Here is a 14,977-nt window from a genome sequence, read left to right on the forward strand (position 1 = left end):
CCCCTCGGACACATCTTCACCGACTAATCTCCAACTGATAGGCCTTCATCCGCCAAACTTCACAAACAATCTCCACAAAAGGGGAAACCGGCATGGATGCGATCCTGATCGCCGTCCTGATCATCGCGATTCTCGCGATCGTGACGCTGACGCGCAGCGTGCGGATCGTTCCGCAGGCCCGCTCGGCCGTGGTCGAACGGCTGGGCCGCTACACCCGCACCCAGGGCCCGGGAGTGGCGATTCTGCTGCCGTTCGTGGACCGGATGCGCCCGCTGATCGACATGCGCGAGCAGGTGGTCAGCTTTCCACCGCAGCCGGTGATCACCTCCGACAACCTGACCGTCAGCATCGACTCGGTGATCTACTTCCAGGTCACCGACCCGCGGGCGGCCAGCTATGAGATCCAGAACTACATCCAGGCCGTCGAGCAGCTCACCATCACCACGCTGCGCAATGTGGTCGGCTCGCTGAACCTGGAGCAGACGCTCACCAGCCGGGATGGCATCAACACCCAGCTGCGCGGGGTGCTGGACGAGGCCACCGGCCCCTGGGGCATCCGCGTCTCCCGGGTCGAGATCAAGGCGATCGAACCACCGCCCTCGATCCGTGACGCCATGGAGAAGCAGATGCGCGCCGACCGTGACAAGCGCGCCATCATCCTGACGGCCGAGGGCCAGCGGGAATCGGCGATCAAGACCGCCGAAGGCCAGAAGGCGGCGCAGATCCTGAACGCCGAGGGCGCCAAGACCGCGGCGATCCTGTCGGCAGAGGCCGAGCGGCAGTCGAAGATCCTGCGCGCCGAGGGTGAACGGGCGGCCCGCTACCTCAGCGCCCAGGGCGAGGCCAAGGCGATCGAGACCACCTTCAACGCCATCCACGCCGCCAAGCCCGACCCGGCGCTGCTGGCCTACCAGTACCTGCAGACCCTGCCGCAGATCGCCAAGGGTGACGCGAACAAGATGTGGATCGTGCCGAGCGAGTTCTCCAAGGCCCTGGAGGGGTTGGCAGGACTGGCGGGATTGGCCGAGGGCGCCGGCGACGGGTCTGGCCCTGGCGCCGGGCCCGGCGGCGCGGCGCCCAGCTGGCTGACCGCGACCAGCACCAGCTCGCCCGCGCACTCCGGCGCCGAGCCAGGCGAGAAGATCGCCACCGACGGCTGGTTCGACTCCAACCTGCCCCCGGCGGCCCTGCAGCCCGAGGCCGCCATCGTGCGCGGCTCGGACCACGACCCCGACTCGGTGCTGGCTCACCAGGGCCTGGCGGCCGCGTCGGCGGCCTCGGCCCTGTCGGCCGGCGCCTCCTCGACAGGCACAGCCGTGCCGGGCGGCTCGGCAGACGGCATCGATCCTGACAGCCCCCCGGTCCGGCCGGCCGAGGAGCGCTGAGGGCTCGCCCCTCCCCCCGTCAGTCGCGCACATCACAATCGCGCTCGCGCGCATTTCCAAGATCCCGCGCGTGCCTGAGAAAAGTCCCTCTGCGCGCCCCAGCCGCGTGCGCGTGCGAGGGCTTGGTCGCCCCCGAGGGCTTCGGGTCCGCATCGGCGCTCGGTTAGACTGGACACGAGGCTCGGTGCCAAGCCCGAGCCACGGCTCGTCTGGCCAATTGCGAGCACCCTGCGACGCTGAAGGTATCGGCGTCCGCGCGCCATTCGAGGGGACCACATGCAGATCTGGCCAGGCCATGCCTACCCGCTGGGCGCCACCTACGACGGTTCGGGCACCAACTTCGCGCTGTTCAGCGAGGTCGCCGAACGAGTCGAGTTGTGCCTGTTCGACAGTGACGGCGTCGAGACCCGGATCGAGCTGCCCGAGGTCGACGGCCTGGTCTGGCACGCCTTCCTTCCCGGCATCGAGCCCGGGCAGCTCTACGGCTACCGGGTGCACGGCCCGCACGCGCCCGAGCACGGCCTGCGGTGCAACCCGAACAAGCTGCTGCTGGACCCCTACGCCAAGGCGATCCACGGTCAGTTCGACTGGGACCAGTCGTTGTTCGGCTACGACTTCGGCGACCCGGACAGCCGCAACGACGAGGACTCAGCGGCCCAGATGCCCAAGTCGGTGGTGATCAGCCCGTTCTTCGACTGGGGCGTGGACCGGCCGCCGAAGCGGCAGTACGCCGACACGGTGATCTACGAGGCGCACGTCAAGGGCCTCACCGAGCGGCACCCGGAGCTTCCCGAGGAGTTGCGCGGCACCTACGCCGGCGTGGCGCACCCGGTGATCATCGACCACCTCAAGTCGCTCGGGGTGACCGCGCTGGAGCTGATGCCGGTGCATCACTTCGCCAACGACGCGACCCTGCTCGACAAGGGCCTGACCAACTACTGGGGTTACAACACCATCGGCTTCCTCGCCCCGGACGCCAAGTACAGCTCCTCCTCCACCCCCGGCGGCCAGGTCCAGGAGTTCAAGGCGATGGTGCGCGCGCTGCACGCCGCCGACATCGAGGTGATCCTCGACGTGGTCTACAACCACACCGCCGAGGGCAACCACATGGGCCCGACGGTGAGCTTCCGCGGCATCGACAACGCCGCGTACTACCGGCTGGAAGACAGCGACAAGCGCTACTACACCGACTACACCGGAACCGGAAACAGCCTCAACGTCCGGCATCCGCATTCCCTGCAGCTGATCATGGACTCGCTGCGCTACTGGGTCACCGAGATGCACGTCGACGGCTTCCGCTTCGACCTGGCCGCCACCTTGGCCCGGGAGTTCTACGACGTCGACCGGCTGTCCAGCTTCTTCGAACTCGTCCAGCAGGACCCGACGGTCAGCCAGGTGAAGCTGATCGCCGAGCCGTGGGACATCGGCCCCGGCGGTTACCAGGTCGGCAACTTCCCGCCGCAATGGACTGAGTGGAACGGCAAATACCGCGACACCGTCCGGGACTTCTGGCGCGGCGAGCCGGCCACCATTGGCGAGTTCGCGGCCCGGCTGACCGGCTCGGCCGACCTCTACGAGCACTCCGCGCGCCGGCCGGTGGCCAGCATCAACTTCGTCACCGCCCATGACGGGTTCACCCTGCGCGACCTGGTCTCCTACAACGACAAGCACAACGAGGCCAACGGCGAGGGCAACAACGACGGCGAGAGCCACAACCGGTCCTGGAACTGCGGGGTCGAGGGACCGACGGATGATCCCGAGATCCTCGAGTTGCGGGCGCGCCAGCAGCGCAACTACATCGCCACCCTCTTCCTGTCCCAGGGTGTTCCGATGATCTGCCACGGCGACGAGCTCGGCCGGACCCAGCAGGGCAACAACAACGGCTACTGCCAGGACAACGAGCTGACCTGGATCGACTGGGAGTCCGCCGACACCGACCTGATGGCCTTCACCCGCAAGGTGACCGAGCTGCGCCGCGACCACCCGACCTTCCGCCGTCGCCGGTTCTTCGACGGCCGGCCGGTCAAGCGTCAGGGTGAGGGCGCGCCGCTGCCCGACATCGCCTGGCTGCGCCCCGACGGCAGCGAGATGTCTGAAGACGATTGGGAATCAGGCTTCGGCCGGGCCGTCGCGGTGTTCCTCAACGGCGAGGCCATCACCGGCACCGATGACCGCGGCGGCCGGGTCACCGACGACTCGTTCATCCTGTGCTTCTCAGCCCATCACGAGCCGATCGACTTCACCCCGCCGGTGGAACTGCAGCACGCCTCCTGGCAGGTGGCGCTGGACACCGCCGTCGTGGTCTCCGACGAGGAGTCCGACGTCAAGCCGATCCTTCCGGGGGCGTCAGTCACCGTCCAGCCGCGGACGCTGGTGGTGCTGCGGAGCCTGGGCGAATGACCGGGCCAGCCCAGATCCCCGGCTCGACCTACCGACTGCAGATCCGCCGGCAGTTCCCGCTGAGCGCCGCTGCGGAGCTGGCCGACTACCTCAAGGCGCTGGGCGTCCAGGCGATCTACCTGTCCCCCATCCTGCAGGCCACCTCAGGCTCAGACCACGGTTACGACATCGTCAGCCACCGCCAGGTCGACCCCGAGCGCGGTGGCGAGCAGGGCCGGTTGGCGCTCGCCGCCGCCGCGCGGCAGCTGGGCCTGGACACCGTCGTGGACATCGTGCCCAACCACATGGGGGTCGCCGACGCCGCCCAGAACCTGCCCTGGTGGCAGATGCTGCGGCAGGGGCCGGACTCGGAGTACGCCGCGTGGTTCGACGTCGACTGGCAGGCCGGCAACGGCCGGATCAAGCTGCCGGTGCTCGGCGATGACGCAGGAGACGACCAGCTCAGCGTCACCGACGGCGAGCTGCGTTACTTCGAGCACCGCTTTCCGATCGCCGAGGGCACCGCCGGTCCCGGAGACAGCGCGGCCGACGTGCACGCCCGCCAGCACTACGAGCTGGTCAGCTACCGGCGGGCCGACAACGAGCAGAACTACCGCCGGTTCTTCGCCGTCACCGAGCTGGCCGGCATCCGCGTGGAGGACCCGTCGGTATTCGACGCCAGCCACGCCGAGATCCTGCGCTGGGTGCGGGCCGGCGACGTCCAGGGCATCCGCATCGACCATCCCGACGGCCTGGCCGACCCGGCCGGTTACCTGGACCGGCTGGCCGCCGCCGCGCCGGACAGCTGGATCACCGTAGAGAAGATCACCGAACCGGGTGAGCGGCTGCCCCAGGACTGGCCGGTGGCCGGCACCACTGGCTACGACGCGCTGGCCGAGGTGAACAACCTGCTTTATGACCCGGCGGGCGAGGCGGTCGTGAGCCGCCGCTACGCCGAGCTGACCGGTGACCACCGCGACTGGGCCGAGCACCTGGAGCAGGGCAAGCGGATGGTCGCCGACACCATCCTGCACGCCGAGCTGCTGCGGATCTGCCGCGGCGTGCGGGCCGCCGCGCCCGGACTGGCCAGCACCGACGAGCAGGTGGTCGCGGCCCTGACCGAGCTGGCGGTGGCCTTCGGGGTGTACCGCTCGTACCAGCCGGTGGCCGGCGAGCGGCTCGACGAGGCCGCCGCGCTGGCGCTCTCGCGCAGGCCCGAGCTGGCAGGCGCGATCGCTGAGCTGACACCGCTGCTGTCGGCCGCCCGAGGCGACGCCGGCCGGGAGGTCACCGTCCGGTTCGAGCAGGCCAGCGGCGCGATCATGGCCAAAGGCGTCGAGGACACCGCCTATTACCGTTACAACCGCGCCGTCGGCCTCAACGAGGTGGGCGGTGACCCCGGCGGTTACGGCAGCACCCTGGCCGAGTTCCACGCCGCGCAGTTGCAGCGCCAGCAGCTGCTGCCCGACTCGATGACCACGCTGTCCACCCACGACACCAAGCGCAGTGAGGACGTCCGAGCCCGGCTGGCGGTGCTGCCCGAGCTGGGCGAGCGCTGGTACGGCGTCGCTGAGCAGTTGCTGGCCGGCAGCCCGATCCCGCAGCCGGCGTTCGGATACCTGCTCTGGCAGAGTTTCGCCGGCGCCGGCTGGATCGAGCGGGACCGGATGCACGCCTATGCCGAGAAGGCGATGCGCGAGGCCTCCGATCCGACCAGTTGGCGCGATCCGGACGCGGCGTTCGAGGCCGCGGTGCACCAGGCGGTGGACCGGGCCTACGACGATCGGCACACCCACCGGCTGCTCGACGAGCTGATCTCTGAGATCACCCCGTACGGCTGGTCCAACAGCTTGTCCCAGAAGCTCGTGCAACTGGCCATGCCCGGCGTCCCTGACGTCTACCAGGGCACCGAGCTCTACGACTACTCCCTGGTCGACCCGGACAACCGGCGGCCGGTGGACTTCCAGCTGCGCCGGCAGTTGCTGGCCGGCTTCGACTCTGGCGCCGCAGACGGCAGCGACGGCCCGCCGCTGGAGCAGGTCGGCGCCGCCAAGCTGTGGCTCACCAGCCGGGTGCTCCGCGAGCGCCGCGCCCACCCTGAGCGGTTCAGCAGCTACACCCCGCTGATCGTCTCGGGCCCGGCCGCCGAGCACGCGGTCGCCTTCGACCGCGGCGGCGCGGTGGCAGTGGCCACCAGGCTGCCATTCGGCCTGCGGCAGGCCGGCGGCTGGCGCGACACCGTGCTCGAGCTCGGGCCGGGGTCCCACGTCGACCAGCTCACCGGCGAGCGGCACCAGGGCCAGGTCTCGTTGGCGGCCCTGCTCAGGCGCTACCCGGTGGCGTTGCTGACCAGTGGCACGGCCTGACCAGTGGCACGGCCTGAGCAGTGGCACGGCCTGAGCAGACAGGTCTGAGCATCAAGGCAAGAAGGCGAGGCGAGGCGAGGATGCGACCCGCAGTGTGGGCTCCGTCGGCGGCCCAGGTCCGCGCGGTCATCGGCGTCGGCGGCGACCGGATCGAGGAGCTGGTCCCAGATCAGACCCGACCGGGTTGGTGGCAGCTGGACGCCGAGCTGGTTCCCGGCACCCGGTACGGCTACCTGCTCGATGACTCCGACACCCCGGTGCCGGACCCGCGCTCGCAGCGGTTGCCCGACGGCGTGCACGGCCTGAGCGAGGTCTATGACGAGACGGCCCACCACTGGCAGGACGGCGACTGGGCCGGCCGCCAGCTGCCCGGGTCGGTGATCTACGAGCTGCACATCGGGACCTTCACCAAGGGCGCCACGCTGGACTCGGCCATCGAGCGCCTGGATCACCTGGTGGACCTGGGGATCACCCATGTGGAGTTGCTGCCGCTGAACGCGTTCAACGGCGTCTGGAACTGGGGCTACGACGGCGTCGCGTGGTACGCGGTGCACGAGCCCTACGGCGGCCCGGACGCCCTCAAGCGGTTCGTCGACGCCTGCCACGGCCGCGGGCTGGCGGTCATCCTGGACGTGGTCTACAACCACCTAGGCCCCAGCGGCAACTACCTGCCCCAGTTCGGGCCCTACCTCAAGAGCGGGCGCAACACCTGGGGCGACCTGGTGAACCTGGACTCACCCGGCAGCGAGGAGGTGCGTCGCTACATCCTGGACAACGCGCTGAGGTGGTTGCGCGACTTCCACATCGACGGCCTGCGCCTGGACGCGGTGCACGCACTCGTCGACTCCTCCCCGACCCACCTGCTCAAGCAACTGAGCATCGAGGTGGCCGAGCTCAGCGAGCAAGTCGGCCGGCCGCTGCCGCTGATCGCCGAGTCCGACCTCAACGACGCGATGCTGATCACCCCGCGCGCGGAGACCGAGCAGGGCGGTTCCGGCGAGCAGGGCGGTTCCGGCGAGCAGGGCGGTTACGGCCTGGACGCCCAGTGGGACGACGACGTCCACCATGTCCTGCACGCGATGCTCTCCGGCGAGCGGCACGGCTACTACGCCGACTTCGGCTCGTTGCCCAGCCTGGCCAAAGTGCTCACCCGGGCGTTCTTCCACGACGGGACCTACTCCTCCTTCCGCGGCCGCGACCACGGCAAGCCGGTGGACACCGAGCGCATTCCGGGCTGGCGGTTCGTGGTCTTCCTGCAGGATCACGACCAGGTCGGCAACCGGGCGGCCGGTGACCGGCTGCCCGAGATCACCACCCCGGCGCTGCTCAAGGTCGGCGCGACGCTGCTGTTCAGCTCGCCGTTCACCCCGATGCTGTGGATGGGCGAGGAATGGGCGGCCAGCACCCGGTGGCCGTTCTTCACCTCCCACCCGCAACCTGAGCTGGCGCAGGCGGTCAGCGAGGGCCGGCTGGCCGAGTTCGCCGATCACGGCTGGGATGTCTCCGCCATGGTCGACCCGCAGGACCCGGCCGCCTATCACGACTCGGTGCTGAACTGGGCAGAGTCTGAGACCGGCGAGCACGCCGAGATGCTCGAGCTGTACCGGACCCTGATCCGGCTGCGCCGAGATGAGCCGAGCTTGGCCGACCCCTGGCTCTCGGCGGTGGAGGTGGACTTCGACTCCGAGCGCGACTGGGTGGTGGTGCACCGCGGCCAGCTGCGGGTGGTGGCCAACCTGGCCGGCCGGCAGCAGAGCGTGCCGGTGCCCGGAGCCACCGAGATCGTCTTCGCCACCGGCGCCGCGAGCCTGGCCACCGAGGGCGAGGACACCCCGTTCGGCGGCGTGCGGCTGGCCCCGGAGTCCGCGGCGATCGTCCGGATCGGCTGAGTCGCGACGCCGCTGAGGCCCGGCCCGGGAGTGCTCCACGTGAGCGCTTACAGCACGTGGCAGACTCGGCTAACAGGGCTGCGGGGGGAGCCAGGCCGCGAGCAGCGTGGTCACGTCATATGTGAGGAGCGTCGGTTGGAAACCGAACTGAACCATCCCGTCTCCGACGTGCCTGATCCCGAATGGTTCAAGCGCGCGGTGTTCTACGAGGTGCTTGTCAGGGGCTTCGCTGACTCCAACGGCGACGGCACCGGCGACCTCAAGGGCCTGACCGGCAAGCTGGATTACCTGCAGTGGCTGGGCGTTGACTGCCTCTGGCTGCCGCCGTTCTTCCCCTCCCCGCTGCGCGACGGCGGTTACGACGTCTCCGACTACACCGACGTGCTGCCGGAGTTCGGGACGATCGAGGACTTCCGGGACTTCCTCAACGCCGCCCACGACCGCGGCATCCGGGTGATCATCGACTTCGTCATGAACCACACCTCCGATCAGCATCCGTGGTTCCAGGAGTCCCGCCGCGACCCCGACGGCCCGTACGGCGACTTCTACATCTGGGCCGACGACGACACCCGCTACCCTGACGCGCGGGTCATCTTCGTCGACACCGAGCCGTCCAACTGGACGTTCGACCCGGTGCGCAAGCAGTACTTCTGGCACCGGTTCTTCTCCCACCAGCCGGATCTGAACTTCGACAACCCCGCCGTGGTCGAGGCGATCATGGACGCGCTGCGGTTCTGGCTCGACCTGGGCATCGACGGCTTCCGGCTGGACGCGGTGCCCTACCTGTTCGTCCGGGACGGCACCAACGGCGAGAACCTGCCCGAGACCCACGAGGTGTTGAAGCGGGTCCGCAAGGAGGTCGACGCCAACTATCCCGACCGGGTGCTGCTGTGCGAGGCCAACCAGTGGCCCAACGACGTGGTGGAGTACTTCGGCGACTACTCCGTCGGCGGCGACGAGTGCCACATGGCCTTCCACTTCCCGGTGATGCCGCGGATCTTCATGGCGGTCCGCCGTGAGAGCCGGTATCCGATCTCGGAGATCCTGGCCCAGACGCCGCCGATCCCCGACAAGTGCCAGTGGGGGATCTTCCTGCGTAACCACGACGAGCTGACCCTGGAGATGGTCACCGACGAGGAACGCGACTACATGTGGAACGAGTACGCCCAGGACCCGCGGATGAAGGCCAACATCGGCATCCGGCGGCGGCTGGCCCCGCTGCTGGACAACGACCTGAACCGGATCGAGCTGTTCACCGCGCTGCTGCTGTCACTGCCCGGCTCGCCGGTGCTGTACTACGGCGACGAGATCGGGATGGGCGACAACATCTGGCTCGGCGACCGCGACGGAGTCCGGACCCCGATGCAGTGGACGCCCGACCGCAACGCCGGCTTCTCCAGTTGCGACCCCGGACGGCTGTACCTGCCGGTCAACCTCGACTCGATCTACGGCTACCAGGTCACCAACGTCGAGTCCCAGACTCGCAACACCTCCTCGCTGCTGCAGTGGACCCGGCGGATGATCGGCTTGCGCAAGGCGAATCCGGCGTTCGGCCTGGGCAGCTTCACCGACCTGGGCGGGTCCAACCCCTGCGTGCTGTCCTTCGTGCGGGCCTTCGGCGACGACGTGGTGCTGTGCGTGAACAACCTGTCCCGGTTCCCACAGGCAGTCGAGCTGGACCTGCGGACCTGGCAGGGATCGGAGCCGATCGAGATGACCGGCGGCAGCCATTTCCCCGCGATCGGCGAGCTGCCCTACCTGTTGACGGTGGCCGGTCACGGCTTCTACTGGCTGCGCATTCCGGTGCGCCAGCCGCCCGGCGGCAGCGGCCTGCCGGCGGCAGCCGGGGCGCTGGACTGGCCCGAGGGCGCCGTCGAGCGGGCCCGTTACGAGCGCGAGCAGGGTGGTGCGGGCACGGACGAGAGAGAGGGACTCCGATGAGGGTTGAAGCCATTGAGGTTGGCCGGGTGCTGCAGGACTGGCTGGGGCATCAGCGCTGGTACGCGGGCAAGTCCCGGGAGTCGACGGTGCAGGCCAGGCTGCTGGCCACCCTGTCGGAGAAGCCGCACCTGGTGCAGATCTGGCTGGCCGACGTCCGTTACCCCGAGGGTGTCGAGCATTACCAGGTGCCCCTGGTGATGCGCACCGAGGCGCCCGAGCAACTGAGCCACGCTCTGGTCGGCTCGGTGCCTGACGCCGACGGCGGGCCGCCGATCGAGCTCTATGACGCCCTGCACGACAAGGAGGTCACCGGCCTGTGGTTGCAGGCGATGACCGAGCAGAGCACGGTGGACGGGGTGAGCTTCACCCGGGTGGTCGAGGCCGATGAGATCCCGGTGCGCGAGTCGAGCCTGGCCCTGAGCGTCGAGCAGTCCAACACCTCGCTGGTCTTCGGCGACGCCGCGATCCTGAAGGTGTTCCGGCGGCTGGAAGCCGGGATGAACCCCGACATCGAGATCCACGCCGCGCTGGGCGAGCTGGGCGGCCGGCACGTCGCCAAGTTGATGGGTCACGTCAGCGCCGAGCTCGACTCCCAGACCTGGAGCCTGGCGATGCTGCAGGAGTTCATGACGACGGCCTCGGACGGCTGGCAGCTTGCCACCAGCAGCGTTCGCGACCTGATGGCCGAGGCCGACCTGCACGCCGAAGAGGCCGGCGGCGACTTCGCGGCCGAGGCGCACCGGCTCGGGGTCTCGACCGCCGAGGTGCACGCCGACCTCGCTGCCGCGTTCGGGGTCACCGTGCTGGACAAGGCGGAGCTGGCTGACCGGGCCGCGGCGATGAGCGCCCGGCTGACCGCGGCGCTGGCGGAGGTGCCGGAGCTGGCCGAGGTCGCTGATGGCCTGCGGCAGGCCTACGCCGAGTTCAGCGAGCTGTCCGACCAGGTGCTGATTCAGCGGGTGCACGGTGACCTGCATCTGGGCCAGGTGCTGCGAACGGCCTACCGCTGGGTGATCCTGGACTTCGAGGGCGAGCCGGCCAAGACCATCAGGGACCGGCAGGCCCACGACTCCCCCATTCGCGACGTCGCCGGGATGCTGCGCAGCTTCGACTACGCGGCCCGGCACCAGCTGGTCGACATGGGCAGCACCCCGCAGTCGGAGTTCCGGGCCGCCGAGTGGGCAGAGCGCAACCGCACGGCGTTCTGCGCCGGCTACTGCCAGGGCGGCGGCCAGGACCCCCAGGAGGCAGCCGTGCTGCTGCGCGCCTTCGAGGCGGACAAGGCGGTCTACGAGTCGGTGTACGAGGCCCGCAACCGCCCGAACTGGCTGCCCATCCCACTGGCCTCCTTGCACCGATTGGCAGGTACCCCATGAGCAAAAGGCACAACCCCGCCGGCGGGGCCAAGAAGCCGGCGGCGACGCCCCGCTCCCGCGCGAGCTCCAAGCCGGCGGCGCAGCCGCCGAGGCCCGCTGAGCCGGCGGCCGCCGAGACCACCGCCGAGGCTGCCGTCATCGAGACCGCCACCGGGCCCACGACGACCGACATCTCCACCCCGCCCCAGCGGCCGGTCCCCGGGCCCAGCCCGGCCGAGACCCAGGGCGACGCCCCAGCGGCTGAGGATCAGCCCGTGCCGGCGCCGAGCCAGCAGGACCTGGACCGGCTGGCCGCCGGCACCCACTCGGGGCCGCACTCGATCCTCGGAGCGCATCCGGCCGGCGCCGGCAAGACCGCCATCCGCACTCTGCGCCCGGAGGCCAGCGCGGTCAGCGCGGTGATCAAGGGCGAGCGCTACCCGCTGGAGCAGTTGCATCCGGGTGGGATCTTCGGCGCGGTGCTCGACGTCGGCTCGACCGACTACCGGCTCGAGGTCAGCTACGGCGAGGACAAGATCATCGTCGATGACCCGTACCGGTGGCTGCCCACGCTCGGAGAGCTGGACCTGCACCTGCTCGGCGAGGGCCGCCACGAGCAGTTGTGGGACGTCCTGGGCGCGCATGTGCGCAGCTATGACACCCCCGCCGGCCAGGTCACCGGAACCTCCTTCGCGGTCTGGGCGCCCAACGCCCAAGCCGTCCGGGTGGTCGGGGACTTCGACTACTGGTCGGGCCGGGCGTTTCCGATGCGCCTGATGGGCGGTCCCGGCATCTGGGAGCTGTTCGTGCCGGGGGTCGGCGACGGCTGCCGGTACAAGTTCCAGATCCTGGGCGCCGACGGTGAGTGGCGTGACAAGGCCGACCCGATGGCCTTCGCCACCGAGGTGCCGCCGGCCACCGCCTCGGTGGTGTTCACCTCCTCCTATGAGTGGGGTGACAGCGAGTGGCTGGCGACCCGCGCGCAGACCGCCTGGCACGCGGCCCCGATGTCGGTCTACGAGGTGCACCTGGGCTCCTGGCGGCTGGGGCTCAGTTACCGCGAACTGGCCGAGCAACTGGTCGACTACGTTCGCGAGACCGGTTTCACCCACGTCGAGTTGCTGCCGGTGGCCGAGCACCCCTTCGGCGGCTCCTGGGGTTACCAGGTCTCCTCCTACTTCGCCCCCACCTCCCGGTTCGGCGACCCCGACGACTTCCGGCACCTGGTCGACGCGCTGCACCAGGCCGGCATCGGCGTCATCGTGGACTGGGTTCCGGCGCACTTCCCGAAGGACTCCTTCGCGCTGGCCCGCTTCGACGGCACCCCGCTCTACGAGCACGCCGACCCGCGCCGGGGCGAGCAACCGGACTGGGGCACCTACGTCTTCGACTTCGGGCGCAGCCAGGTCCGCAACTTCCTGGTGGCCAACGCCCTGTACTGGCTGGAGGAGTTCCACATCGACGGCCTGCGGGTGGACGCGGTGGCCTCGATGCTCTACCTGGACTACTCGCGCAAGGCCGGCGAGTGGCTGCCCAACATCCACGGCGGGCGCGAGAACCTGGAAGCGGTCGCCTTCCTGCAGGAGATGAACGCCACCGTCTACAAGCGGGTGCCCGGAGTGATCACGATCGCCGAGGAGTCGACGTCCTGGCCGGGGGTGACCCGCCCTACCCATCTGGGCGGCCTGGGTTTCGGCTTCAAGTGGAACATGGGCTGGATGCACGACACGCTCGGCTACGTCGAGCATCAGCCGGTCCACCGGCAGTACCACCACCACGAGATGACGTTCTCGATGGTCTACGCCTATTCAGAGAACTACATGCTGCCGTTGAGCCACGACGAGGTGGTGCACGGCAAGGGCTCGCTGCTGAACAAGATCCCCGGTGACCGCTGGCAGCAGATGGCGACGTTGCGGGCGCTCTACGCCTTCATGTGGGCCCATCCGGGCAAGCAGTTGATCTTTCAGGGCTCGGAGTTCGCCCAGGGCGGCGAGTGGAGCGAGGGCCGCACCCTGGACTGGTGGCTGCTCGACGGCGCCGACCACGCCGGCGTGCGCAGAGCCGTCAGCGACCTGAACCGGGTGTATCGCAGCGACCGGGCGCTGTGGTCCCAGGACACCCTGCCGCAGGGCTTCGGCTGGATCGACGCCAACGACGCCAGCGGCAATGTGTTCTCGTTCCTGCGCTGGGGTGACGACGGCTCGGTGCTGGCCTGCGTGGCCAACTTCTCGCCGACGCCGCACGAGCACTACCGGCTGGGCCTGCCCAAGACCGGCCGCTGGGACGAGGTGCTCAACACCGACGCCGAGGTCTATGGCGGCTCCGGGGTGGGAAACCTCGGCTCGGTCACCGCCGAAGGCGGCAGCTGGCACGGCCAGCCCACCTCCGCGACCGTCCGGGTGCCGCCGCTGGGCGCGATCTGGCTGCGACACACCCCCGGCGCCGAGCTCACCGGCGGGACGCGGGTCGACGCGGCGCAGGCCTACGCAGGCGATGCGGCACCGGCCGACACGGCACAGGCCCGAGCAGGCGATGTCGACACGCCGGAGGCCGGCACGGCCCAGACCCACACGGCTTAGGACGGCACCGCCCTCCGGCCGACACACCCGTCCAAGTCCGTGGGCGTCGGCGCTGAGCTTCGGCGCGAAATGTCGCGATTACTAAACCGAGCTACTCCTTGACCGATTGGTTACTCACCGTAATCGATATCTCATGGAGGAGTTCGATGAATCGCCTGTCCCGTCCGGTCACCGCCGGCGTTGCGTTTCTTCTCAGCTGCACAGTCCTCGGAGCCGGCGGCAGCGCCCTGGCCGCCGGCAAGGCCGGCTCGGGCAAGGCAGCCGCCCACAGCAAGTCCGTTGGCAAGGCCGGCTCAGGCAAGGCAGCCCACAAGCCGGTGGACAAGCTCGCCGGCGCCCGCAAGGGCGCTGCCAAATCACTGGCCGCCGACGTCGCCCGGCTGAAGCGGATCGCCGCCGCCGAAGCCGCCTCGACGGTGCTGTCCGCTGCCGACAAGGCCGCCCTGCTGACGGCGAGCACCGCTGCTCTGGCGGCGTTGAGCGCCGATGCCAGCGCGGTCGCCAGCGCGACGTCGACCAAGGCGATCCAGGCCGCGACGCAGGCCGGCGCCCGCACCGTGCAAGGGGCTGACCTGCAGTTCAAACTGGTCACCGCCGTCGCGCGTGCTGAGAACGCCGCCACGACGCTGAGCGCCGACGCCGGCGCTGTCCACGAGCAAGCGGGCACCCTGCAAGAGGCCGGAACCGACGTCAGCACCGTCACCGCGCCGCTGGCCGACCTCGCCACCGCGTTGGAGCTGGCGCTGACCAGTACCTCAAGCGCACGGGCCCGCGCACTGGCGATCCCGGCCGCTCCGAGCGCGGTGCTGCTGCGGGCCAGCAACGCCGTCGCTCGCGCGAGCCTCGCCGAGGCGGCTCTGGCCCTGGCCACCGCCGCCCAGGATCTGGCCGACGCGAAGGCGGCGCTCGCCGCGCTCGAGACCCCGTCGGAGCCCGAGCCGGAGCCCGAGCCCGAGCCGGCGCCCTGACCGGGCGCGCCGCCACCCTGCTCCCCCGCATGCCGCGCCTCTGATCCAACGTCGCAGCCACCTTCCCAGCTTGTCCACCGTCGCGCGCGGGGTCCCTAGCCGACCCCGCGCGCGA

At 69.9% G+C, this 14,977-nt stretch carries 8 protein-coding genes; all 8 read left to right on the plus strand.

Translation table 11 applies throughout. The features are described from left to right. Window positions 1-92: 92 nt before the first annotated feature. Window positions 93-1,385 (plus strand): SPFH domain-containing protein, encoded by a 1,293-nt coding sequence (locus tag VGB75_03690; protein HEY0166125.1) that lies wholly within the window; start codon window positions 93-95, stop codon window positions 1,383-1,385. 276 nt (window positions 1,386-1,661) lie between these two features. After that, a complete protein-coding gene (glgX, locus tag VGB75_03695) occupies window positions 1,662-3,785 on the plus strand; it encodes a glycogen debranching protein GlgX (GenBank protein ID HEY0166126.1) in 2,124 nt (707 codons plus the stop codon). Continuing rightward, entirely contained in the window at window positions 3,782-6,130 is a 2,349-nt protein-coding gene (treY, locus tag VGB75_03700) for a malto-oligosyltrehalose synthase (protein ID HEY0166127.1), read from the plus strand. The genes glgX and treY overlap by 4 nt, the downstream gene beginning before the upstream one ends. 80 nt (window positions 6,131-6,210) lie before the next feature. Beyond that, window positions 6,211-8,019: a malto-oligosyltrehalose trehalohydrolase gene (gene treZ / locus VGB75_03705; protein HEY0166128.1), complete on the plus strand. Its 1,809-nt coding sequence runs from the start codon at window positions 6,211-6,213 to the stop codon at window positions 8,017-8,019. A gap of 135 nt (window positions 8,020-8,154) precedes the next feature. After that, on the plus strand, window positions 8,155-9,960 hold the full coding sequence (gene treS, locus VGB75_03710; GenBank protein ID HEY0166129.1) for a maltose alpha-D-glucosyltransferase: 1,806 nt from the start codon (window positions 8,155-8,157) through the stop codon (window positions 9,958-9,960). Then, the gene (locus tag VGB75_03715; protein HEY0166130.1) at window positions 9,957-11,336 is read left to right on the plus strand and encodes an aminoglycoside phosphotransferase; all 1,380 of its coding nucleotides are present in this window, start codon (window positions 9,957-9,959) and stop codon (window positions 11,334-11,336) included. The genes treS and VGB75_03715 overlap by 4 nt, the downstream gene beginning before the upstream one ends. After that, complete coding sequence (glgB, locus tag VGB75_03720) at window positions 11,333-13,894, plus strand: 1,4-alpha-glucan branching protein GlgB (protein HEY0166131.1); 2,562 nt, start codon at window positions 11,333-11,335, stop codon at window positions 13,892-13,894. Before VGB75_03715 ends, glgB begins: the two co-directional genes overlap by 4 nt. A 146-nt stretch (window positions 13,895-14,040) precedes the next feature. Beyond that, entirely contained in the window at window positions 14,041-14,862 is an 822-nt protein-coding gene (locus VGB75_03725) for a hypothetical protein (protein HEY0166132.1), read from the plus strand. Window positions 14,863-14,977 lie beyond the last annotated feature (115 nt).

This window comes from Jatrophihabitans sp. (assembly GCA_036399055.1).
Lineage (GTDB): Bacteria > Actinomycetota > Actinomycetes > Mycobacteriales > Jatrophihabitantaceae > Jatrophihabitans_A.

Bases quoted from the DNA above. Each gene is read 5' to 3' on its own strand.
- VGB75_03690 (HEY0166125.1), top strand. From the start codon at position 93: ATGGATGCGATCCTGATCGCCGTCCTGATCATCGCGATTCTCGCGATC.
- glgX (HEY0166126.1), top strand. From the start codon at position 1,662: ATGCAGATCTGGCCAGGCCATGCCTACCCGCTGGGCGCCACCTACGAC.
- treY (HEY0166127.1), top strand. From the start codon at position 3,782: ATGACCGGGCCAGCCCAGATCCCCGGCTCGACCTACCGACTGCAGATC.
- treZ (HEY0166128.1), top strand. From the start codon at position 6,211: ATGCGACCCGCAGTGTGGGCTCCGTCGGCGGCCCAGGTCCGCGCGGTC.
- VGB75_03715 (HEY0166130.1), top strand. From the start codon at position 9,957: ATGAGGGTTGAAGCCATTGAGGTTGGCCGGGTGCTGCAGGACTGGCTG.
- glgB (HEY0166131.1), top strand. From the start codon at position 11,333: ATGAGCAAAAGGCACAACCCCGCCGGCGGGGCCAAGAAGCCGGCGGCG.
- VGB75_03725 (HEY0166132.1), top strand. From the start codon at position 14,041: ATGAATCGCCTGTCCCGTCCGGTCACCGCCGGCGTTGCGTTTCTTCTC.